Annotated in this window: 15 protein-coding genes and 1 tRNA gene; 7 read left to right on the top strand and 9 right to left on the bottom strand. The window is 67.8% G+C overall.

Annotation, left to right across the window (positions count from 1 at the left end; genetic code table 11):
* Positions 1-30: 30 nt before the first annotated feature.
* Positions 31-351 carry a thioredoxin gene (gene trxA / locus G524_RS0102645; protein WP_027442318.1) on the top strand — a complete coding sequence of 107 codons (321 nt, stop codon included), beginning with the start codon at positions 31-33 and terminating at the stop codon, positions 349-351.
* A gap of 4 nt (positions 352-355) precedes the next feature.
* On the opposite strand, the gene G524_RS0102640 is transcribed toward trxA, so the two are convergent.
* Both G524_RS0102640 and argJ read right to left on the bottom strand, forming a co-directional pair.
* Positions 356-1,150 (bottom strand): inositol monophosphatase family protein, encoded by a 795-nt coding sequence (locus G524_RS0102640; protein WP_027442317.1) that lies wholly within the window; start codon positions 1,148-1,150, stop codon positions 356-358.
* Positions 1,147-2,373: a bifunctional glutamate N-acetyltransferase/amino-acid acetyltransferase ArgJ gene (argJ, locus tag G524_RS0102635; protein WP_027442316.1), complete on the bottom strand. Its 1,227-nt coding sequence runs from the start codon at positions 2,371-2,373 to the stop codon at positions 1,147-1,149. The genes G524_RS0102640 and argJ overlap by 4 nt, the downstream gene beginning before the upstream one ends.
* A 90-nt stretch (positions 2,374-2,463) precedes the next feature.
* Between argJ and G524_RS0102630 the strand changes: the two genes are divergently transcribed.
* The 3 genes from G524_RS0102630 (at position 2,464) to G524_RS0102620 (ending at position 6,436) form a co-directional block, all read left to right on the top strand.
* Positions 2,464-2,751, top strand: a complete 288-nt coding sequence (locus tag G524_RS0102630) for a hypothetical protein (protein ID WP_027442315.1) — start codon at positions 2,464-2,466, stop codon at positions 2,749-2,751.
* 132 nt (positions 2,752-2,883) lie between these two features.
* Entirely contained in the window at positions 2,884-5,646 is a 2,763-nt protein-coding gene (gene secA, locus G524_RS0102625) for a preprotein translocase subunit SecA (protein ID WP_027442314.1), read from the top strand.
* A 34-nt stretch (positions 5,647-5,680) separates the two neighbouring features.
* Complete coding sequence (locus G524_RS0102620) at positions 5,681-6,436, top strand: sulfite exporter TauE/SafE family protein (RefSeq protein ID WP_027442313.1); 756 nt, start codon at positions 5,681-5,683, stop codon at positions 6,434-6,436.
* A 28-nt stretch (positions 6,437-6,464) separates the two neighbouring features.
* Here G524_RS0102620 and G524_RS0102615 read toward each other — a convergent pair.
* Positions 6,465-6,539: transfer RNA gene (locus tag G524_RS0102615), tRNA-Asn, on the bottom strand.
* Between the two features lie 127 nt (positions 6,540-6,666).
* Positions 6,667-7,461 carry an NAD kinase gene (locus G524_RS0102610; protein WP_027442312.1) on the bottom strand — a complete coding sequence of 265 codons (795 nt, stop codon included), beginning with the start codon at positions 7,459-7,461 and terminating at the stop codon, positions 6,667-6,669.
* Positions 7,462-7,656: 195 nt separating this feature from the next.
* Here G524_RS0102610 and G524_RS0102605 point away from each other — a divergent pair, with 195 nt between their 5' ends.
* Positions 7,657-8,487 (top strand): EAL domain-containing protein, encoded by an 831-nt coding sequence (locus G524_RS0102605; RefSeq protein ID WP_027442311.1) that lies wholly within the window; start codon positions 7,657-7,659, stop codon positions 8,485-8,487.
* 85 nt (positions 8,488-8,572) lie between these two features.
* Here the strand turns inward: G524_RS0102605 and G524_RS0102600 are convergent, their stop codons facing one another.
* Positions 8,573-10,972, bottom strand: a complete 2,400-nt coding sequence (locus G524_RS0102600) for a TonB-dependent receptor (protein ID WP_051220847.1) — start codon at positions 10,970-10,972, stop codon at positions 8,573-8,575.
* A 272-nt stretch (positions 10,973-11,244) separates the two neighbouring features.
* Between G524_RS0102600 and G524_RS0102595 the strand changes: the two genes are divergently transcribed.
* Entirely contained in the window at positions 11,245-13,650 is a 2,406-nt protein-coding gene (locus G524_RS0102595) for a TonB-dependent receptor plug domain-containing protein (protein ID WP_027442309.1), read from the top strand.
* Positions 13,651-13,713: 63 nt separating this feature from the next.
* Here G524_RS0102595 and mfd read toward each other — a convergent pair whose 3' ends face one another.
* Positions 13,714-17,235 (bottom strand): transcription-repair coupling factor, encoded by a 3,522-nt coding sequence (gene mfd / locus G524_RS0102590; RefSeq protein ID WP_027442308.1) that lies wholly within the window; start codon positions 17,233-17,235, stop codon positions 13,714-13,716.
* Positions 17,236-17,305: 70 nt separating this feature from the next.
* The gene (locus tag G524_RS0102585) at positions 17,306-17,584 is read right to left on the bottom strand and encodes an FAD assembly factor SdhE (protein ID WP_027442307.1); all 279 of its coding nucleotides are present in this window, start codon (positions 17,582-17,584) and stop codon (positions 17,306-17,308) included.
* Between the two features lie 76 nt (positions 17,585-17,660).
* Between G524_RS0102585 and recG the strand changes: the two genes are divergently transcribed.
* Positions 17,661-19,736 carry an ATP-dependent DNA helicase RecG gene (gene recG / locus G524_RS0102580; protein ID WP_027442306.1) on the top strand — a complete coding sequence of 692 codons (2,076 nt, stop codon included), beginning with the start codon at positions 17,661-17,663 and terminating at the stop codon, positions 19,734-19,736.
* Here recG and G524_RS0102575 read toward each other — a convergent pair.
* Together G524_RS0102575 and G524_RS0102570 are read right to left on the bottom strand one after the other, a co-directional pair.
* Entirely contained in the window at positions 19,733-20,233 is a 501-nt protein-coding gene (locus G524_RS0102575) for a low molecular weight protein-tyrosine-phosphatase (RefSeq protein WP_036857116.1), read from the bottom strand. The two genes, recG and G524_RS0102575, sit on opposite strands and share 4 nt — an antisense overlap.
* A 139-nt stretch (positions 20,234-20,372) precedes the next feature.
* Positions 20,373-21,758: an ABC1 kinase family protein gene (locus tag G524_RS0102570; protein ID WP_084625009.1), complete on the bottom strand. Its 1,386-nt coding sequence runs from the start codon at positions 21,756-21,758 to the stop codon at positions 20,373-20,375.
* Between the last annotated feature and the right edge of the window lie 3 nt (positions 21,759-21,761).

The following is a 21,761-nucleotide window of genomic DNA, read 5'->3' as shown; positions in this document are numbered from 1 at the left end:
CCTATTCTGGCCGCAACAAGGAGAACGAACATGGCCACCGTCAACGTCACCGATGCCAGCTTTGCCGCCGATGTGCTTCAAAGCGACACCCCCGTGCTGGTCGATTTCTGGGCCGATTGGTGCGGCCCGTGCAAGATGATCGCCCCCGCGCTCGAGGAGATCAGCGAGGAGCTGGCCGGCAAGGTCAAGATCGCCAAGATCGACATCATGGAAAACACCGACATCGCCGCGCAGATGGGGGTGCAGTCGATCCCGCTGATGGTGCTGTTCAAGAACGGCAAGCCGGTGGCGCACAAGGTGGGCGCGGCGCCCAAGAGCCAATTGAAGGCCTGGCTCGAAAGCGCGCTGTGAGCGCCTAGGCGCCGAGCCTCGCGATGAATGCGTCCCACAGCGCCGGGCTGGCGGCTGCCACCAGCCCGGGCGCATCGTGTTGATCGACTCGATAGGCGCTGCCATCGAGCCTGGCGGCCTTGCCGCCGGCCTCGTTGAGCCACAGAACCCCTGCAGCGTGATCCCAGGCGAGCGTGCGCTTGAAGCTCGAAATGTCGTTTTCGCCGAGGGCAAGGCGCGGATATTGCTCGGCCGCGCAGCGCGGAATGTCGGTGAGGGTGTAATGTGGGGCGAGCTTCGCATCGACCAGCGCCGATTGCTCAGGGGTCAGGAAGATGCGGCTCACCGCCACCACCGGGCGGGGGTTGCCGGTGCTGCGCGCCGCGATCCGCTCGCCACTGACAAAGGCGCCCTCACCGCGGCGGGCGTGGCAAAGGCGGTCTTTCACCGGATCATAAAGCCACCCCGCCACCGCCTCGCCCCCATCGGCAAGGGCGATGATGATACCGAAGGGCGCCTTGCCCTCGGCAAAGTTCGCGGTGCCATCGAGCGGATCGATGATCCAGCAGGGGCCGCTGAGGCGATCGAGCACGCTGCGGTCGGCGTGGGCGGCCTCCTCACCCACGACGGGCACACCGGGGGCGAGCCTTGTGAGCGCCTCGGTGAGAAAGGCCTCGACCTCGCGGTCGACCACGGTGACGGGATCGTCCGCACCCTTCATCTCGACTTCGCCCGCCGCAAGGTTGCGAAAGCGCGGCAGCATCGAACGCGCGGCGGCAAAGCGCAAAAGCGCGTGGATCTCCTGATCGAGCGCGCTCACGAACGATAATCCGCGTTGATGCTGATGTAGCCGTGGGTGAGATCGCAGGTCCACACCGTGGCGCGCCCCTCACCAAGGGCAAGATCGACCGCGATGTCGATTTCCTCGCCCTTGAGATGCGCGGCCACGGGCGCCTCGTCATAGGCTTCGACCGGCAGGCCATTGCGCGCCGTCCACACGCCCCCGAACGCGATCGAGAGCCGGTCGCGGTCGGCAGGCTCGCCCGCCTTGCCCACCGCCATGACCACCCGGCCCCAATTGGCATCCTCGCCCGCAATCGCGGTCTTGACCAGCGGCGAATTGGCGATCGCAAGGCCAATGCGCCGCGCGCTGGCATCGCTCACCGCGCCGGTCACGCGGATGGTGATGAATTTCTGCGCGCCCTCGCCGTCGCGCACCACCAGCTGTGCAAGGTCGCGGCACAGCGCGGAGAGCGCCGCGGCAAAGGCATCGGCGCCGGGGCTGTCCCAGCCCTCGATCACGACATTGCCGGCCTTGCCGGTGGCAAAGACCATCACCGTGTCGCTGGTCGAGGTGTCGCCATCAACCGTGATGCAGGAGAAGGTCTCGGCATTGGCGCGCGCCAGCAGCTCCTGCAGGAAGGCAGGGGCGATGGCGGCATCGGTGAAGATGTAGCCAAGCATGGTTGCCATGTCGGGGGCGATCATGCCCGAGCCCTTGATGATCCCGGCAAGTTCCACCCGCGTGCCGCCGATCATCGCGCTCGTCCCCGCGCCTTTGGGGAAGGTGTCGGTGGTGCCGATCGCCATGGCGGCCTCCTCCCAGCCGCAAGGCGCGGCTGCCAGCGCGGTGGCGATCCCGGCGCGGGCCTTGTCCTGAGGCAGCGGCACGCCGATCACCCCGGTCGAGGAGACGAACACCTCCGCGCGCGGGCAGCCGAGCGCCGCGCTCACCTGATCCATGATCGCCTCCACCGCCGCGCGCCCGCGCCAGCCGGTGAAGGCATTGGAATTGCCGGCATTGACCACCAGCGCCCGGGCGCGGCCTTGCGCCACATGGGCGCGGCCGAGTTCGACCTCGGACGAGGCGCAGGCGCTCTTGGTGAAGACCCCTGCCACGGCCGTGCCCTCGGCCAGCTCGGCCAGCGTCAGGTCGCAGCGGTCCCAGGCCTTGTATCCGGCCCGGGCAACGCGCAGGGTCACGCCGGCGATTGCGGGCAGATCGGGAAAGGGACGGGCGAGGGGCGAGCGGGCAATATCCATGGCGCCACCGCCTCTAGGCGGGCGGGGCGGCACAGTAAATCAGCGAATGGCGGTGGACGAAAGCGGCGCCTGCGCCTATGTGACAGGGCAATGACCCGGCATTTCTTCGCGCTTCTGGCCCTCATCACCGGGCTTGCCGCCTTCGGCAGCCCGGCTGCGGTGGCGGCTGCCCCGGCGCTGGCCGAAGCGCTGGCCTGCGATTCCGGCACGGCCGAGCCTGCCGGGCACGAGGCGGCCGGCGGCGAGATCGCCCGGGCCGCAAGCGCGCCCGCCACCATCCGCGAAGATCGCGAGCATGCGGCGCCGCCCTCGCGCAGCCACGCGCCTGCGGCGCTGCGAGCGCCGGTGCTTATCGGGATCGAGCGCGCCCACGAATAGGCGCTTTGCGCCCGCCCACCCTGCCGCGCGCATGGCCCTGCCTCGTGCGACCGGCGCGCACCCCTGCCATATTGTCCCATCCGTTCACGCCCCCCCCCTTTGCCGGGGGCCATGCCATCAAGGGTTCAGCCCATGCTCAACACCATCATCAAGTCGGTCTTCGGCTCGGCCAATGACCGCTACATCAAGGCGGCGCGCAAGATCGTCGCCAAGATCAACGCGCTCGAGCCGCAGATGCAGGCCATGAGCGATGAGGAACTCAAGGCCCAGACCGTGAGGCTGCGCGGCCTTATCGACGAGGGCGCGAGCCTCGATGACATCCTGCCCGAGGCCTTCGCCACGGTGCGCGAGGCCTCGGTGCGGGTATTCGGGATGCGCCATTTCGACGTGCAGCTGATCGGCGGGCTGGTGCTCCACCGCGGCGAGATCGCCGAGATGCGCACCGGCGAGGGCAAGACCCTCACCGCCACGCTCGCGGTCTATCTCAACGCGCTCGAGGGCAAGGGCGTGCATGTCGTCACCGTCAATGATTACCTTGCCCGGCGCGATGCGGCCGAAATGGGCCGGCTTTACAACTGGCTCGGCCTCAGCGTCGGGGTGATCGTGCCCGGCATGGCCGAGGAGGACAAGCGCGAAGCCTACAACGCCGACATCACCTACGGCACCAACAACGAGTTCGGCTTTGATTACCTGCGCGACAACATGAAGCACGAGCGCAGCCAGATGGTGCAGCGCCCGTTCAACTTCGCCATTGTTGACGAGGTCGATTCGATCCTGATCGACGAGGCGCGCACACCGCTCATCATCTCCGGGCCGACCGACGACAAGTCCGACCTTTACATCGCGCTCGATGAGGTGGCCAAGGCCGTGCCGCGCGAGTGGCTCGACATTGACGAAAAGGTCAAGCGCGTCCAGCTCACCGAGGAGGGGATCGAGGAGGTCGAGAAGATCCTGATCGCCAAGGGCCTGCTTGCCACCAACAACCTCTATGATGTCGAGAACACCCAGGTCGTCCACCACCTCGATCAGGCGCTGATCGCCAATTTCGCCCGGCGGCGCGACACCGATTACATCGTCAAGGACGGCAAGGTCATCATCATCGACGAGTTCACCGGGCGGATGATGGACGGGCGCCGCTGGTCGAACGGGCTGCACCAGGCGGTCGAGGCCAAGGAAGGGGTGCGGATCGAGCCTGAGAACCAGACGCTCGCCTCGATCACCTTCCAGAACTATTTCCGCATGTATCCCAAGCTTGCCGGCATGACCGGCACCGCCGCCACCGAGGCGGCCGAGTTCTGGGATATCTACAAGATGGGTGTGGTCGAGATCCCCACCAACCTGCCGGTAGCGCGGATCGACGAGGACGACCAGTTCTACAAGAACACCGCCGACAAGTTCGCCGCCATCGCCAAGGTCATCAAGGAAAAGCAGCAGCTCGGCCAGCCGGTGCTGGTGGGCACGGTCTCGATCGAGAAATCCGAGCTGCTCAGCGAGTATCTGACCCGCGAAGGGGTGAAGCATTCGGTGCTCAACGCCCGCTTCCACGAGCAGGAAGCCCATATCGTCGCCCAGGCCGGACGGCTGGGGGCGGTGACCATCGCCACCAACATGGCCGGGCGCGGCACCGATATCCAGCTGGGCGGCAATGCCGAGTTCCGCATCGCCGATGAACTCAAGGACATGCCCGAGGGGCCCGAGCGCGATGCGGCGATCGCCCGCATCCGCGCCGAGGTGGCCGAGGAGAAGCAGAAGGTGATCGCAGCCGGCGGGCTGTTCGTGCTCGGCACCGAAAGGCACGAATCGCGCCGGATCGACAACCAGCTGCGCGGCCGTTCGGGCCGGCAGGGTGACCCGGGCCTCTCGCGCTTCTACCTGTGTCTCGAGGATGATCTCCTGCGCATCTTCGGGCCAGACACGCTGTTTGCCAAGATGATGAACGCCAACCTCGCCGATGGCGAGGCGATCGCCTCGAAATGGCTGTCGAAGGCGATCGAGACCGCGCAAAAGAAGGTCGAGGCGCGCAACTACGACATCCGCAAGCAGGTGGTGCAGTATGACGACGTGATGAACGACCAGCGCAAGGTGGTTTATGAACAGCGCGCCGAGATCATGGATGCCGAGGCGGTCGATGATGTCGTCACCGACATGCGCCATGATACCATCAACGCGCTGGTCGGCGCCGCCTGCCCGCCCGGCTCCTATCCCGAACAGTGGGATATCGAGGGGCTGAAGGCGCGGGTTGCCGATATCTTCGGGATCGAACCGCCCTTCGATGAATGGCTCGCCGAGGACCAGGTCGAGCCCGAGCTGATCGAGGAGCGGCTGCGCACGCTCACCGATGCGCAGATGGCCGAGAAGATCGCTTCGTCCGATCCGGCGATCTGGCGGATGGTGGAAAAGGACGTGCTGCTGCGCCAGCTCGATCACCACTGGAAGGAGCACCTCGCCACGCTCGATGCGCTGCGCCAGGTGATCTGGCTGCGCGGCATTGCCCAGAAGCAGCCGATCAACGAATACAAGCAGGAAGCCTTCAGCCTGTTCGAGACCATGCTCGATACCCTGCGCGAGGATGTCACCCGCATCCTCTATCGCGCCGAACTGCGGATCGCCCCGCCGCCGCCGCAGGCCCTGCCCGAGCTGCCCGCCTTCCTCACCGGCCATATCGACCCGCTCACCGGGCTTGACGATTCGGCCGATGGCGATGGTTCGGAGCGGCGGCCCGAGCTGTTCGGCGCGCTCGCCGGCAGCCCGCGCGCGGCCGCAGGGCCGGGCGGGGCGGAAAGCGCCAACCCCTATGCCGGGCTTGCGATCAGCCGCAACGCGCCGTGCCCCTGCGGCTCGGGGAGCAAGTACAAGCATTGCCACGGCGCGATCGGCGCACAGCAGACCGCCTGAGCGTTCCGGGGCCTGAAGCCAGGCGATCTCAGCGATGATCGGGGCGGTTCCGGCGCTGCTCGCGGCTGCCTTTGCGCTGGTGGCGCTCGTCTATGCCAGCGTCGGCTTTGGCGGGGGATCGACCTATGCCGCGCTGCTGGCGCTTGCGGGGTTGGATTACCGCCTGTTGCCGATGCTGGCGCTGGCCTGCAACATCGTGGTGGTGGCGGGGGGCAGCATCCGCTTTGCCCGCGCGCGCCTTACCCCGTGGCGGCGCGCGTGGGGGCTGGTGGCGCTGGGCGCTCCGGCAAGTTTCCTCGGTGGGCTGACCCCGATTGCCGAAAGCGTCTTTCACGCCTTGTTGGGGGCAAGTCTCTTGGTCACGAGCCTTGCCATGCTGATCCCACTGCGCGAGAGGGCCGGCGGCACACCCACCCGCGCCGCGCGGCTGATGCCGCTGATGGCCGCGCCGCTTGGCTATCTGGCCGGGTTGGTGGGGATCGGCGGAGGGGTGTTCCTCGCCCCGCTGCTACACCTTGCCCGCTGGGAGAGCGCCCGCGCGATCGCGGCAAGCTCCAGCCTGTTCATCCTCGTCAATTCGCTCTTTGGCCTTGCCGGGCAGATGCTCAAGCACGGCCCCGGCCTAATGGGCGCGGCGGTGGGCGCCGGCCTGCCCCTGCTTGTTGCCGTGGCGATCGGCGGGCAGGTGGGCAGCCTTCTGGCGGTGCGCTTCCTGCCGCTGCACTGGCTGCGCTGGCTCACCGCGCTGCTGGTGGCGCTGGTGGGCATGCGGCTGCTGCTTGGCCTTTAGCCAGAACCGCGCCGTTCCTGGAAGAAGATGGCTCCCCGAGTAGGATTCGAACCTACGGCCGTTCGATTAACAGTCGAATGCTCTACCGCTGAGCTATCGGGGAGCAACCGGCGGGTGCAACCGCTGGCAGAGGCGCGCCTATATGGGCCTGCCGAGACGATTGCAAGAGGGCTTTTCCACCGCCGCACCGCCGCGCCGTGGATCCGCGCCGCCCGGCCGGGCGGGGCGGATCAGGCGGTGATGAACTGCTCGGCCACGATCCGCTCCTCGAGGCTCTGGCCCGGATCGAACAGCAAGGTGAGATCAGCATCGTGCGCGATTTGCAGCCGCACCTCGGCAATGTCGCGCAGCTCCTTCTGGTCGGCCACCGCCGCCACCGGGCGCTTGGCCGGATCGAGCACCTTGAGGATGATCTTCATCCGATCAGGCAAGATCGCCCCGCGCCAGCGCCGCGGACGGAACGGGCTGATCGGGGTGAGCGCCAGCATCCCGCAGCCCAGCGGCAGGATCGGGCCATTGGCCGAAAGGTTGTAGGCGGTCGATCCTGCCGGGGTCGCCACCAGCACCCCGTCGCACACCAGCTCGCGGATGCGCACCCGCTCGCCCACGGTCACCTCGATCTTGGCGGTCTGGCGGGTCTCGCGCAGCAGCGAGATCTCGTTGATCGCCATCAGCGCATGGCATTTGCCGTCCTGCGTGATCGCCTCGACCTTGAGCGGCGAGACTGTCCAGCGCCGCGCCCGTGCCACCCGCGCAGCGATTGCCGAGCGCTTGTCATAGCGGTTCATCAGGAAGCCCACGGTGCCAAGATTCATGCCATAGGCCGGGATCACCCGCCCGGCATCGAGCATCGCGTGCAGCACCTGGAGCATGAAGCCATCGCCGCCGAGCACCACCACCGCCTCGGCCTCATCGAGCGGCACCCAATCGTGCTGGGGCAGCAGCGCGGCATAGGCCTCCTGCGCGCGCTCGGTCTCCGAGGCGGTGAGCGCCAGCCGCGCAAAGCCCGATCCGTTGCTCGCCATCGCTCCCCCTTTGCCCGAACCGCTCCGGCAATCGCCCAGTTTGCCCTGATCCTCTCGCCGCGGGCGCTGTGATGTGCCAGATTCGGGCGGATTGCAATTGATGCAGGCATCGGCTTGCGACAAAGGTTAAAGGCAGGGGCTGAGGGCTGGGGGGCAAGGGCCCCGAGGACACAAGCCGGGCGCAAGAGGAGAGGCATGGATCAGCGGCTGACTTCCCTGCGCGGCCCCTTGCGCGGCCGCTTTCCCGGTGTCAGCCCCGGCGTGCTCGAGGCCGATCTGCTGCGCGCGCTCGACCGGCGCGAGATCGAGGTCCTGTTCCAGCCGCAATTTGCCTGCCGCAGCGGGGCGGTGGTGGGGGCCGAGGCGCTGGCGCGCTGGCAGCACCCGAGCCTGGGGGTGATCGGCGCGCGCGATCTCTTTGCGGTGGCCGAGCGCGCGGCGCTGGTGGCGCCGCTCTCGCGCCACGTGGTGGCCCGTGCGCTCGAGGAGGCCGCCGTCTGGCCCGAACACCTGACGCTCTCGCTCAACATTACGCCCGAGGAGCTGGGAGAGGAGCGCTTCGCGGCCGATTTCGCTGCGCTGATCGGCCGTTCGGCGATCGCGCCCGCGCGGCTGATGCTCGAGATCACCGAGGATCTTCTGCTGAGGAACCTTGCCCAGGCGGCGAGCGCGCTCAAGGCGCTGCGCGGCCTCGGCTTTCGCACCGCGCTCGACGATTTCGGCGCGGGCTTCTGCAATTTCCGCTATCTGCGCGAATTGCCGCTCGATGCGCTCAAGCTTGATCGGGCGATGGCCGAGGGTGTGCCGGGCGATGCCACCGCGCTCGCGGTGCTGCGGGCGATCATCCAGCTCGGCAAGGCGCTCGGCCTGGCGATCTATGCCGAGGGGATCGAGACCGAGATCCAGCGCGCCGCGATCACCGCCGAGGGCTGCGATTGCTGGCAGGGCTTCCTGCGCGCCGCGCCGATGCCGGGCAAACAGGTGGTGGCGCTTGCCCGCACCGCGCGCGGTATGGGCCACGGTTGATGGGCCGCGGTTAATCGGCCACGGCTGAGCGCAAGGGCGCACGCGTCAGGCACCCGGGGGGCAGCCCGCCGCGTGCGCCAATCGCTCAGAAGGTCTGCCGCAACGTCACCCCAAAGGTACGCGGCTGGCCGACATTGAACCCGAGCCGCGCCCGTCCGCCGCGTTCGCGATCGAAGGAGAGCAGCGGGTTCTCGTCGAACAGGTTGTTGACATAGGCCGTGACCGAAAGCCCGCTGTCGAGCTCGACCCCGGCGCTGAGGTTGACCAGCTGGTAATCGGGCAGCAGCAGGTTGACCGTGGTCGCGGCATTGGCCGGCGCCCCGCCAAAGGGCAGGTTGTGCACGAAGGTGCGCGGGTTGTTCTCCTGGTCGGCCGGCTGGGTGTAGCGCGAGCCGACATGCTGGAACGAGCCGGCCACGAAGGCGGTGGTGCTCGCGTTCAGATCCCATTCGTAGCTGCCGCTGGCCGAGAGCTGGAACTCGGGCACCGAAGGCAGGCGGTTGCCATCGCGGATCCCGGTTGCCGCGGCGAGCGCGCCGGGCAGGGTGCTCTTGAATTCGGATTCGACATAGCTGCCGCTCAGGCTGAAGTTGAGCCCCGGGGCGGGGGTCAGCGCCAGCTCGGCCTCGATCCCGGCGGCAAAGGCCTCGGGCACGTTGAAGACGATGCGCGAGGAGCAGCTGCCCGCATCGAGCGTGACCTGAAGGTTGCTGATGTCATTGTAGAAGGCCGCGGCGTTGAAGGTGAAGCCGGTCCCCTGGGTCTTCACCCCGAGTTCGTAGTTCCACAGCGTTTCATCGTCATAGTCCTGGAAGCCCCCGAACAGCGCCAGGTCCTGCGCGTTGCACAGCGGGGTGTTGAGCGGGTCGTTGACCCCGCCGAGGCGGAAGCCGCGCGATACCTGCGCGTTGACGGTGACATCCTCGCTCGCCTTGTAGCTCAGCAGGAAGCGCGGGGTGAAGCCGTCCGAGGCGGTGCGATCGACCACGCCCTGATCGCCATTGGCAAACAGGCCGCCGGTGGTGATGGTGCGGGTCTCCTTGAAGTCGTAATAGCGCCCGCCGGCGGTGAAGGTCAGCCGATCGGTGATGTCATAGCTCGCCTCGCCAAACACCGCGAACTGCTCGATGTCGAAGGGCAGATCGGAGTTGAACGGCGAATTGGCCGGAAAGCCATTGGCCACCGCCGCCGAGGTGCCCGGGCCGAACACCGCATCGGTGAAGGCATCATAGCCGGGGGTGGGCAGGCGCTGGCTGTAATCACGCTGCACATCCGAATAGAAGGCACCGATCAGCCACTGGAACGGCCCGTCGTTGTCCGAGGCGAGGCGCACTTCCTGGGTGAAGGTTTCAAGATCGGTGGTGTCGCGCAGGTTGGACGGCAGCAGCACCGCGGCCGCCGGATAGCCCAGATCAACCGAGACCGAACCGGTGAGCGCGCTGGCATCGCGGCTCACCAGGATGTCGCGGTTGATATAGGAAGTGACCGAGGTGAGATCGACGCTGCCAAGGTCGAGCTTCACCGTGAGGTCGGCGATCCAGGTCTCATCCTCGAAGGCCTCGCGCAGCAGCAGATATTGCTCGCGCTTGCCCAGCTGGATCGGCGGGCGCGAGGTGGTGAAGCGGTTGGCAAAGAGGTTGTAGATCTCCTGCCGGTTGAAGCCATTGGCGGAGACCTTCTGATAGACCACCCGCGGGGTGATCGAAAGGCTGTCGGTGGGTTCGAAGGTGATCGCAATGCGCCCGCCATAGCGCTCGCCATCATTGACATTCTTGCCCCCGGCCGGCCCCAGCGCATCGATGAACCCGGCATAGCGGGTGTAATAGCCGACCGCGCGGATCGCCGCATTCTCGCCCAGCGGGGCATTGAGTGCGCCCTTGAGGTGGCCGCCGGCATTGCCGCCATCGATGAGGTTGAGATTGGCCTCGAGAGCGCCCTCAGTCACGCCCAGGCGCGGCTGGTTGGTGATGTAGCGGATCGTGCCGCCCACCGAACCCGAACCGAACAGTGTGCCCTGCGGGCCGCGCAGGGTTTCGACGCGGTTTAAATCGAACAGGTCGAGATCGGGGGTGAAGAGCGAGAGCGAGATCACCGATTCGTCGAGATAGACGCCGACCTGCTCCTTCACCCCCGGCTGGTCACGCACCACCTGCCCGGCGGAGATCCCGCGCACCGAGACCTGACTCTGCCCCGGCCCAAGGTTCTGGATGGTCAGCCCTGCGACACTGCGCGACAGATCCTCGAGCGTCACCGCGCCCGAGCGCTGAATGTCCTCCTGCGTCAGCGCATTGATCGAAAAGGGCACGTCCTGGATGCGGGTGTCGCGCTTGGTCGCGGTGACGATGATGACATTGCCCTCGGAGGTGTCGGTGGCGCGCGTCTCGGCTGCATCCTGCGCCGCTACCGGGGCGGCGCACAGCACGGCAGCACCGCCGGCGAGCAGCAGGCCACGGTGGAAGGCCCGCCGGAAGATCCTGTTGGTCATTATCTTCTCCCCTTGTTTTTAAGTCTTTGCATCCCGGGCGGGATGGGTCGCCGGTGCTGTCACAGAGCGCTGGGCGCGGCAAGGCGCGCGCGGGGCGGCGCTGATGGAAGCGGTCCAAGTGTGGCCTGCGGGCAACAGACTTGCGGAATCTTGCGCGCGCGCGGCCTGTAACCGATCCGACATCGCCCGGTCGCCTGTCTGTCACGGCCTCGCCCTATCGCCCCCGCGCAAAGCGGCGGCGCACGTGCCAGGCCGCAAGGGGAACCCACATCATGATCCGCATTCGTCTGTTCGCCGGCAGCGCCGCTGTGGCCCTTGCTGCCGGGCTCGTCGCCCCGGGGCTTGCCGCCGAGGAGCGCCCGGCCAATCTTGCCGTCACCGCCCAGGCCACCTCCATTGCGCCCGATACCGATCAGGCCGCTGACGAACAGGGCGGGCCGATCCAGACCGCCAAGGAGATCGTGGTCCAGGGCGCGATCGGCTTTCGCAACCGTTCCGATGCGGCCGAGCCGGTGCTCGTCTATGACGAGGAATATTTCCAGCGCTTCGAGCCGCTGACCGCGGGCGATGCATTGAAGCGCGTGCCGGGCGTCACCTTCCTTTCCGACGTGATCGAGAGCGACGGGGCGCGTCTGCGCGGGCTCGATCCGGGCTATACCCAGATCCTCATCAATGGCGAGCGCGTGCCCGGCGGCAATGCCGACCGTTCCTTCTTCCTCGACCGCATCCCGGCCGAGCTGATCGAGCGGGTCGAGATCGTGCGCTCCGCCTCGGCGCGGCGCACCGGGGATGCGGTGGCCGGCTCGCTCAACATCGTGCTGCGCGACGGCCTCACCCTCGATGGCGGCTATATCCGTGGCGGGGCGCTGTTCTTCGATGACGGCGAGGTCAAGCCCTCGGGCGGCTTTTACTATGGCGGCGCGCTCGCGGGCGGGAGGGTGCTGATCGGCGCCAATATCCAGGGACGCTACAACCCCAAGGAAAAGCTCAGCCTGCGCTATGGCGACAGCCCCGAGAACAACCCCAATTTCGCCACCGATGACTTCGACAACCGCGAAGACCAGACCGACGTGCGCGACGGCACCGATTATGCCTTCAATGCCAGCTGGGCGATCGAGAACGAGACCACCCGGTTCGAGCTGCTCGGCAATTTCGTGCGCACCGAGCGCACTGAGGACGAGCGCTCCTTCGAATACAACGATCCGGTGGCGGTGAGCGGCCCGGTGCGCACCACGCCGCCGGGCAACCTTTTGACCGACAATGCCAATGTCAACGACATCACCACCGAAAGCTGGTCGGTGCTGGGCAAGCTCAGCCACGAATGGGGTTTTGGCGAAAGCAAGCTGCGGGTTGGCTTTTCGCGCTTCGATGACCTGCAGGACGAGTTCGAATATGAGGTCGATTTCGACCGCAGCGCGCCGCGCTTCACCGGCGATCTGACGTTGCGCGACACCAGGGATGATGAGTTCTTCATCAACCTCGAACAGGAATTCGATCTTGGCGAGGGGCTGGAACTGGCGATCGGCGGTTTCCTGCAGAACAAGGATCGCGATTTCCTGCTTCAGGAGGTGCGCAGTCGCTTCAACCTGCCTGTATCGGCGCGGGATGGCTATGACCAGTTCACCCGCAATCCGGGCGAATTCGCGCCCACCCCCTTCCCGGCGCTGGGGGTGAGCGCCTTCAACCGCATCGAGGAGGATCGCCGCGATCTTTATGCCCTGATCGAGGGTGAGACCGGCAACATCACCTTCGAGGCCGGGATCCGCTGGGAGAACACCGACGCCACCATCACTGATTTGCAGGTTGGCGGGGCGGGCACGATCCGCAACGAGTATGACGCCTTCCTGCCTTCGGCCTCGGTCAAGATCGCGGTGGGTGTCGGGCGCATCACGCTCTCGGGCGCGCGCACCCTGCGCCGTCCGCGCTTCGATTTCATCACCCCCGGCCTGCTCGAGGCCGAGCTGGGCGATAATGACTTCCTCGGCAACCCGCTGCTCAAGCCCGAAACCTCCTGGGGCGCGGATCTCGGCTATGAGCACAAGATCGGCCGCAACGGGGTGGTTGGCGTCAACGTGTTCTACCGCGATGTCAGCAACCTCGTCGAACTGGCGACCGTGCTCGGCCCCAATGGCCAGCCGCTCGAGGGTTCGGAAGGACCGGGCACCTTCATCTACAGCCCGCGCAACACCGGCGATGGTGAGGTCTATGGCATCGAGTTCGACGCCTCCTTCAGCCTCGCCTTCCTTGGCCTGCCCAACACCGGCGTGTTCGGCAATCTCGCGCTGCTCGACAGCACCATCCGCGACGAATTCGGCAAGCGCCAGTTCAACGACCAGTCCGAATATGTCTACAATTTCGGCGCGATCCAGAACCTGCCTGATTTCGGCGCCGCCCTTGGCGTCACCTATCGCAAGCAGGGCGAGGCCTTCGGCCGGGTGATCGGCGAGGAAGTGTTCACCCGCTATGGCGCCGATCTTGAGGTGTTCATCGAGAAGCGCTTCGGTGACAGCTTCACCATCCGCGCGGTCGGCTCCAACCTGCTTGATGGCACCAAGGACGAGGTGTTCAACAAGTTCAACACCCTGGCTGACCAGCGCAACCGCGATTTCGACGAGTATGAGCTCGAGACCGAGCGCGCCGGGCCGGTGTTCCAGGTAGTGGCGCGCTACGCCTTCTGAGCCTTGCCGGCGCGGGCCGGGGCCGCTCCAGGCGCCCGGCCCGCGTCGCACCGCGCAATGAGGCTAGGCCGCCTTGCGCCCGCTGCGCGCGCTGGCCTTGCGCACGATTGCCGAAAGCCCCTTGGTCAGCTGGAACAGCCCGTTGAGGCGGCTTGACGGATCGCCCCAGGCGCGGTTGATGACGAGCTTCATGTCGGGCCGCAGCCGCGCAGTGTCCTTGCCCCCGGCATTGAGCCGCTCGACATAGGCCACCAGCCCCATAGGATCGGGAAAATCGTCCTGATGGAAGGTGACGAGCGTGCCGCGCGCGCCGACATCGATCTTGGCGATATTGGCGGCGATCGCCTGGTGCTTGATGGTGATGAGGCGGATGAGGTTCTGCGTCGGCTGCGGCAAGGGGCCGAAGCGGTCGATCATCTCGGCGGCAAGGCTTTCGAGTTCGGCCTCGCCCTCGGCCTGGTTGAGGCGGCGATAGAGCGCCATGCGCACCGCAAGATCAGGCACATAGTCCTCCGGTATCATGATCGGCGCATCAACGGTGATCTGCGGGCTGATCCGGTCGCGCGGGCGCTCCAGACCCATCTCGCCCGCCTTGGCAGCAAGGATCGCCTCCTCGAGCATCGCCTGATAGAGCTCGAAGCCGACCTCGCGGATATGGCCCGATTGCTCATCGCCCAAGAGGTTGCCCGCCCCGCGGATATCGAGATCGTGGCTGGCAAGCTGGAAGCCCGCCCCGAGGCTGTCGAGATCGCCCAGCACCTTCAGCCGCTTTTGCGCCACCTCGGACAGTGCAACGCCGGCCTCGTGCGTGAGAAAGGCATATGCGCGCAGCTTTGAACGGCCGACCCGGCCGCGCAACTGGTAAAGCTGGGCAAGGCCGAAACGATCGGCCCGGTGGATGATGATGGTGTTGGCGCTGGGGATATCGAGCCCGCTTTCGACGATGGTGGTCGAGAGCAGCACGTCATACTTGCGCTCGTAGAAGGCGCCCATGCGCTCCTCGACCTCGCCGGCGCTCATCTGGCCGTGGGCGGCCACCACCTTGACCTCGGGCACATGGGTGCGCAGCCATTCCTCGATCTCGCCCATGTCGGAGATGCGCGGCACGACGATGAAGCTCTGCCCGCCGCGGTGATGCTCGCGCAGCAGCGCCTCGCGGATCACCATGTCGTCCCATTCCATCACATAGGTGCGCACCGCGAGGCGATCGACCGGCGGGGTCTGGATGGTGGAAAGTTCGCGCAGCCCGCTCATCGCCATCTGCAGCGTGCGCGGGATAGGGGTGGCGGTGAGGGTGAGCACGTGGACATCGGCGCGCAGCTGCTTGAGGCGCTCCTTGTGGGTGACGCCGAAGCGCTGTTCCTCATCGACGATGACGAGCCCAAGGTTCCTGAACTTCGTCGACTTGGACAGGATCGCGTGGGTGCCGATGACGATGTCGATCTGCCCGCTTTCAAGGCCGGCGCGGGTCTCGGCGGCTTCCCTCGCGCTGACGAGGCGCGAAAGCCGCCCGACCTTGAGGGGGAAACCCGCAAATCGTTCGGCAAAGTTCTGGTAATGCTGGCGGGCAAGCAGCGTGGTCGGCGCCACCACCGCCACCTGCTGGCCGTTCATCGCCGCAACGAAGGCCGCGCGCAGCGCCACCTCGGTCTTGCCAAAGCCGACATCGCCGCACACCAGCCGGTCCATCGGCCGGCCGCTTTCAAGATCGGCCAGCACCTCGGCAATGGCGCGTTCCTGGTCCTCGGTCTCGGCCCAGGGGAAGCGGTCGGTGAACTGGGTGAGGCTGGCTGGATCGGCGGCGAGCACCGGGGCCTGCCGCAGCGCCCGCGCCGCGGCCACCTGCATCAGCTCGCTGGCGATCGCGGTGATGCGCTCCTTCAGCCTCGCCCGGCGGCGCTGCCACGCCTCGCCCCCCAGCCGATCGAGCGGCACGGCCTGTTCGGACGAACCATAACGGCTGAGCACGTCGATATTCTCGACCGGGATGAACAGCTTGTCCCCCCCGGCATATTCGAGCGCGACGCAATCGTGCTTGCTCTTGCCCACCGGGATCGCTTCGAGCCCGAGATAGCGCCCGATCCCGTGCTCGACATGCACGACCAGATCGCCGCGGGCGAGCGCCTGCAGCTCGGCGAGGAAGGCATCGGCATCGCGGCGCTTCTTCTTGCGCCTGACCAGCCGGTCGCCGAGCACGTCGGCCTCGGTGAGAAGGTCGAGCGTGTCGTTGGCAAAGCCATGTTCGAGAGGCAGCACCACCACCGCGGCCTTCCCCCGCGCGGACAGGCCGAGCGCTTGCTGCCAGCCCTCGGCCACGACCGTGGGCGCCCCGGCCTCGGCAAGGATGGCGGCGATGCGCGCGGCGCTCCCTTGCGAATAGGCGGCGATGAGCGGCTTACGCCCGCTGCGCAGCGCGCCGGCAAGATGGGCGGCAGCAGCCTCATAGACATTCTCGCCGCGGCCGCGCTCGGGCGCGAAATCGCGGCCCGAGCGAAAGCCGAAATCGACCACGCCCGCGCCCGGATCGGCGGCAAAGGGGCTGGCGCGGTGCGCGGGCAGGGCGGCGAGCGCCTCGGCAAATTCGCCGGGAGCAAGATAGAGCGCTTCTGGCGCGAGCGGGCGATAGCTGCCGGCCTTCTCGCCCGCGGTGGCGCAGCGCTGGGCGTGGTAATCGGCGATGTCGGAAAGGCGCTCCTCGGCCGCGGCGAGCGCCCCCTGATCGATCACCACCACGTCGTGCTTGCCAAGATGGTCGAACAGCGTGGCGAGGCGCTCCTCAAACAGCGCCAGCCAGTGCTCCATGCCGGCCAGCCGTCGCCCCTCGCTCACCGCTTCATAGAGCGGATCCTGCGTGGCGCCTGCGCCGAACAGCTCGCGATAGCGGGTGCGGAAGCGCTTGATGCTGGCCTCGTCCACCAGCGCTTCGGAGGCGGGAAGCAGCAGGTGCGCGTCGATCCTTTCGGTGGTGCGCTGGGTGGCGGGATCGAACAGGCGCAGCGATTCCAGCTCATCGCCGAAGAAATCGAGCCTGAGGCCCGCCTCGAGGCCCGGGGGGAAGATATCGACGATCGAGCCGCGCAGCGCGAATTCGCCGTGGTCGATCACCGTCTCGCTGCGGCTGTAGCCCTGGCGCAGCAGCAGCGCGGCAAGGCTCTCGCGCCCGATCTGGGCGCCCACGCGCAGCTCGCGCACGCTCTCGCGCACCCGGAAGGGGGTGAGCACCCGCTGGAGCACGGCATTGGCGGTGGTCACCAGCAATTGCGGCGCCTTGCCGGCGTGCTGCAAGCGGTGGAGCGCGGCGAGCCGCTCGGCGCTGATCGCCAGCGCCGGGCTGGCCCGGTCATAGGGCAGGCAGTCCCACGCGGGGAAGGTGATCACCTCAAGCTCGGGGGCGAAGAAGCGCGCCGCCTCGGCCAGCGCGCGCATCGCTGCATCATCGGGGGCGATGAACACCGCCCGCCGCGCCGAGCCACCGGCGTGGGCCGCACGGGCCAGATCGGCAAGCACCAGCGGGGCTGCCCCGCGCGGCAGCGCGGAGAGCGTCAGCGGGGTGCGGGCGGCAAGGATGTGGGCAAGATCGGGCATGGGCTTTCAACAAGCGGCTCGGGCGCGCCGGCGTTCCCAAGGGGCTGCGTGGGCGCGCGCAAGGCCGCCCCTAGCGCGCAATGGTGACGTAATCGAGCCGCTGCAAGGCTTCGAGCAGGGCGCCGGAAAGATGCGCGGGCGCCGGCGCCGTGCCCAGCGCCCAGGCCATCACGTCAACATCATCGGCATCGAGCAGGGCCTCGAACCAGACAAGTTCCTCCTCGCCCCATGCGCCATGGTGGCGATCGAAGAAGCCGCCGATGAGGAAATCGGCCTCGCGCGTGCCGCGGTGCCAGGCGCGGAAGCGGGCGCGCGCGAGCCGCTGGGCAAAGGGGGGCGTGGCGCTCATGGCTTTGTCCCCTAGCCACAGCTTCGCGCGGCTTCAACTCGCAATGCGCGCAAGGCGGTGTTAGCCAGAAGGCGCGATGCGCCCCGAGGCCCTGAACCCGCTGTTTGCTGAAGTCGCCACGCTCGAGGGCGTGGGGCCCAAGCTGATGCGCCCGCTCGAGCGGCTGGGCCTCACCCGCATCAAGGACCTCGCCTATCACCTGCCCGAACGTTTCGTTACCCGCCGGGCGCTGGCCGATCTTTCCGCAGCGCGCGAGGGCGAACAGGTGATCGTGCCGCTAAGCGCGATCGAGCACCGCGCCCCGCGCCCCGGCAGCCGCGCGCCCTATCGCGTGCTGATGCAGGACGCTGCCGGCACGGTCTGCGCGCTCGCCTGGTTCGGCAAGGCTGCCCATGCGGCCAGGAAGCTGGTGCCGGTGGGCGAGCGGCGCTGGGTGGCAGGCCGGCTCGATCGCTATGGCGACATGCTCCAGATCGTCCATCCCGATCACATCGCTGCCGAAAGCACCGCCGGAATGGCGCGGTTGTGCGAGCCGGTCTATCGCCTCTCCGAGGGGTTGACCCAACCGCGCATGGCCGATTTTGTCGGCCAGGCGCTGGGGCGGCTGCCCGAGCTGCCCGAGTGGATCGAGCCGGGCCAGCTGGCGCGCGCCGACTGGCCATCGTGGCGCGAGGCGCTGCAGCGGGCGCACCGCGGCGAAGACAAGGCGGCGCGCGACCGGCTGGCCTATGACGAATTGCTCGCCAATGCCCTGGCGCTGCTGCTGGTGAGGGCCGAGGGGCGGCGGCGGCGCGGGCAGGCGCTGGTGGGCGATGGGCGGCTGCGCGGCCGGCTGCAACTGCCCTTCGGTCTCACCGGCGCGCAGGCCCGCGCGATCGGCGAGATCGCGGACGACATGGCGCAGGAAGCCCCGATGCTGCGCCTGCTGCAGGGCGATGTCGGCGCGGGCAAGACGGTGGTGGCGCTCCACGCCATGCTGATCGCGGTCGAGGCCGGGCGCCAGGCGGCGCTGCTTGCCCCGACCGAGATCCTCGCCCGCCAGCATCACGAAACCCTGCGCCGCCTGCTCGCCCCGGTCGGGGTGGAGGTGGCGCTGCTGACGGGCCGTGCCAAGGGGCGCGAGCGCGAGGGGCTGCTGATGGGCCTCATCGACGGGTCAATCCCGCTGGTGGTGGGCACCCATGCGATCTTTCAGGACGCGGTGTCCTATCGCGATCTGGCCCTGGTGGTGATCGATGAACAGCACCGCTTTGGCGTGGCCCAGCGCCTCGCGCTCGCCGCCAAGGGCCGCCGCGCCCCACACACCCTGGCGATGACGGCAACCCCGATCCCGCGCTCGCTCACCCTTGCCCATTATGGCGAGATGGATGTGAGCCGCCTCGACGAGCTGCCCCCCGGGCGCCAGCCGATCGACACGCGGGTGGTGCCGATCGGGCGGCTCGATGAGGTGGTCGCGGCGCTCGCGCGCCATCTCGAAAGCGGGCAGCAGGCCTATTGGGTGTGCCCGATGGTGCGCGAGGCCGAAGGGGCGCAGGCAGCGGAAGACATCGCCGCGGCCGAGGCCCGCTTTGCCATGCTCAAGGCGCGGTTCGGCGCGGCTGCGGTGCTGGTGCACGGCCAATTGCGCCCCGAGGTGAAGGACGCGGCGATGGAGCGCTTTGCCAGCGGCGCGGCGCGGCTGCTGGTGGCCACCACGGTGATCGAAGTGGGGGTCGATGTGCCTGCCGCCACGCTGATGGTGATCGAGCAGGCCGAGCGCTTCGGCCTTGCCCAGCTCCACCAGCTGCGCGGTCGGGTGGGGCGGGGTGCGGAAAAATCGGTGTGCCTGCTGCTGCGGGGCGAGGAACTCTCCGAAACCGCCAAGCGGCGCCTGGCGCTGATGCGTGAGACGCAGGATGGTTTTCGCATCGCCGAGGAGGATCTGCAACTGCGCGGCGGGGGCGAACTGCTCGGCACCAGGCAATCGGGCGAAGCCGGCTTTCGCCTCGCCGATCTCGAGCAGACCCAGCGCCTGCTGCCCATCGCCCATGGCGATGCCCGGCTGCTGATGGAGCGCGACGGGGGGCTGACCTCGCCGCGCGGTGAGGCGGCGCGGCTGCTGCTCTACCTGTTCGAGCGCGATTGGGGGGTGCAGCTGCTGCGCGGTGGCTAGAGCGTGAGGCTCACGCCATCTTTCACGAAGCGCGCCACCAGCGCCTCGACCCCTTCGTTGATCGCTTGCAAGGCGGCGCGGAAATCGGCTTCATCGCCGTGGTAGGGATCGGCCACGGCCTCGCCCCTGCGCCCTTCCACCGCATTGAGCAGCAAGGCGAGGCGGGCGCTGGCATCGCGCGGAGCGCGGGCGCGCAGCCCTTCGAGATTGGCGCGATCAAGCGCGAAGATATGGGTGAAGCGGTAGAAATCGCTGCGCTCGATCTGGCGCGCACGCTGGCCGGCAATCTCGACCCCATGGGCACGGGCCATGGCAATCGCGCGCGGATCGGGCGGCTGGCCGACGTGATAGGCCGCCGTGCCGGCCGAATCCACGGCGCAATCAAGCCCGCTGCGCAGCGCCGCCGCGCGGAACGCGCCCTCGGCCATCGGTGACCGGCAGATATTGCCAAGGCACACGAACAGAACCGCCAGATCGTGCTGCCCCCCCCCATGCATGGCGCGGGGCAATATCGCAATTTTCTGCGCCTGTCACGCATCAAGCATTTGCTTTTTCGGGTAATGCGCAAGCAGCGGCAAAGCGCGCCGCTGGAGCCGCCGCTGCCGCTTGTGCGCTGCGCCCCCGCGGGTGGAGCCGTCAGGCCGCCGCGGCCGGGTGCGGCGCGGTGCTGGCGAGCACCTCCTCGACGATGCGCCGCACATTGACCTTGGCCTTGATCCGCGCACCGAGCAGCGCGGTGCCCGAAACCTTGCGTTGCACGAACAGGGTCTCGATCGGCGGGAAGGCCCAGGTGTCCTTGTCCTGCGCGATCGCCCAGCCTTCCTCGCGCAGCAGCGGAATGAAGGCGCGGTCGCCGAAATCGAAGGGCGCATCGGCGCGCATCTCGTTGATGACGATGTCGATCATCCGCCCCACGCGCTCGGGGTGCTTCTCGGCGACGATCGGCAGCATGAACCCGGCCGCGATGGTGGCGGCGAGCACCTCCTCGGCATTGCCCTTGAGGCCCGCCTCGAGCATCCGGCGGTAGCCATTGGCAACCATGGGATCGACCGGGCGGCAGGCACCGAAATCAAGCAGCACGATCTCGCCCGTGGAGCGGCGATAGCGGTAATTGGCGAAATTGGGATCGGTCTGCATCACCCCGAATTCGAACAATTCGCGCGCCACCAGCCGGATCAGCCGGGCAAAGACCTCGTCGCGCCGCGCGGCCGGCTCGTGTGCAAGCTCCTCGATGCTCACCCCGTCCTCGAAGCTCATCGCCAGGATCGCCCCGCGGGTCAGACCCTCGTGGAGCCGTGGCACCACGAAGCCGGGGGTGTCGGCGAGGCGCGCGCGGTAAAGCTCCATCTGGCGGCCTTCGCGGGCATAATCGGCCTCCTCGTGCAGCTGCTGCTTGGCCGCCGCAAGCAGCTTGTCGATCTCAAGCTCGGGCGGGGCAAAGCCGGCGAGCCTCAGCAGCGTCATGACATTGTCCACATCGCTGTCGATGCTTTTGGCAACGCCTGGATATTGCACCTTGATTGCCAGTTCCTCGCCCTCGCGGGTGAGCGCCTTGTGCACCTGGCCGATGCTGGCAGCGGCAATCGGGCGCGGGTTGAACCAGCGGAAATGGCGCCGCCAATCGGCCCCCCATTCGCTCTTGAGCACCGCATCGAGCTGGCGGGTGGGCATGAAATGGGCCTGATCGCGCAAGGTCGCAAGGATGCGCGACAGCTCTGCCGGGAGGAAATCGCCGGCATCAAGGCTGATCATCTGCCCCATCTTCATCGCTGCCCCGCGCAGGTGGGAGAGGCGATCGGCGAGGCGCTGGACATTGCCGGGGGTGAGGATGAGTTCGCGCGCGCTGATCCCGTCGCCGCTGGCGAGGCGCCGCGCGCCCTCGGCCACCATCCCGCCCGCAACCCCCCCGACCAGCCGGCCGAAGCTCGAAAGCCGCGCGATCCGCCCCGCCGGCACCGCGCGCTGGCGGCGCGGGTCATCGGGGGCGTGATCGAAATCGGGGATGCTGTCGTCTTCGGGCACGGG

The organism is Erythrobacter cryptus DSM 12079 (assembly GCF_000422985.1).
GTDB classification, from domain to species: Bacteria; Pseudomonadota; Alphaproteobacteria; order Sphingomonadales; family Sphingomonadaceae; genus Erythrobacter; species Erythrobacter cryptus.
This window is presented reverse-complemented; position numbering and strand designations above follow the sequence as displayed.

Coding starts and splice junctions, on each gene's coding strand:
- trxA (WP_027442318.1), top strand. CDS start 31: ATGGCCACCGTCAACGTCACCGATGCCAGCTTTGCCGCCGATGTGCTT.
- argJ (WP_027442316.1), bottom strand. CDS start 2,373: ATGGATATTGCCCGCTCGCCCCTCGCCCGTCCCTTTCCCGATCTGCCC.
- G524_RS0102630 (WP_027442315.1), top strand. CDS start 2,464: ATGACCCGGCATTTCTTCGCGCTTCTGGCCCTCATCACCGGGCTTGCC.
- secA (WP_027442314.1), top strand. CDS start 2,884: ATGCTCAACACCATCATCAAGTCGGTCTTCGGCTCGGCCAATGACCGC.
- G524_RS0102620 (WP_027442313.1), top strand. CDS start 5,681: ATGATCGGGGCGGTTCCGGCGCTGCTCGCGGCTGCCTTTGCGCTGGTG.
- G524_RS0102610 (WP_027442312.1), bottom strand. CDS start 7,461: ATGGCGAGCAACGGATCGGGCTTTGCGCGGCTGGCGCTCACCGCCTCG.
- G524_RS0102605 (WP_027442311.1), top strand. CDS start 7,657: ATGGATCAGCGGCTGACTTCCCTGCGCGGCCCCTTGCGCGGCCGCTTT.
- G524_RS0102600 (WP_051220847.1), bottom strand. CDS start 10,972: ATGACCAACAGGATCTTCCGGCGGGCCTTCCACCGTGGCCTGCTGCTC.
- G524_RS0102595 (WP_027442309.1), top strand. CDS start 11,245: ATGATCCGCATTCGTCTGTTCGCCGGCAGCGCCGCTGTGGCCCTTGCT.
- mfd (WP_027442308.1), bottom strand. CDS start 17,235: ATGCCCGATCTTGCCCACATCCTTGCCGCCCGCACCCCGCTGACGCTC.
- G524_RS0102585 (WP_027442307.1), bottom strand. CDS start 17,584: ATGAGCGCCACGCCCCCCTTTGCCCAGCGGCTCGCGCGCGCCCGCTTC.
- recG (WP_027442306.1), top strand. CDS start 17,661: ATGCGCCCCGAGGCCCTGAACCCGCTGTTTGCTGAAGTCGCCACGCTC.
- G524_RS0102575 (WP_036857116.1), bottom strand. CDS start 20,233: ATGCATGGGGGGGGGCAGCACGATCTGGCGGTTCTGTTCGTGTGCCTT.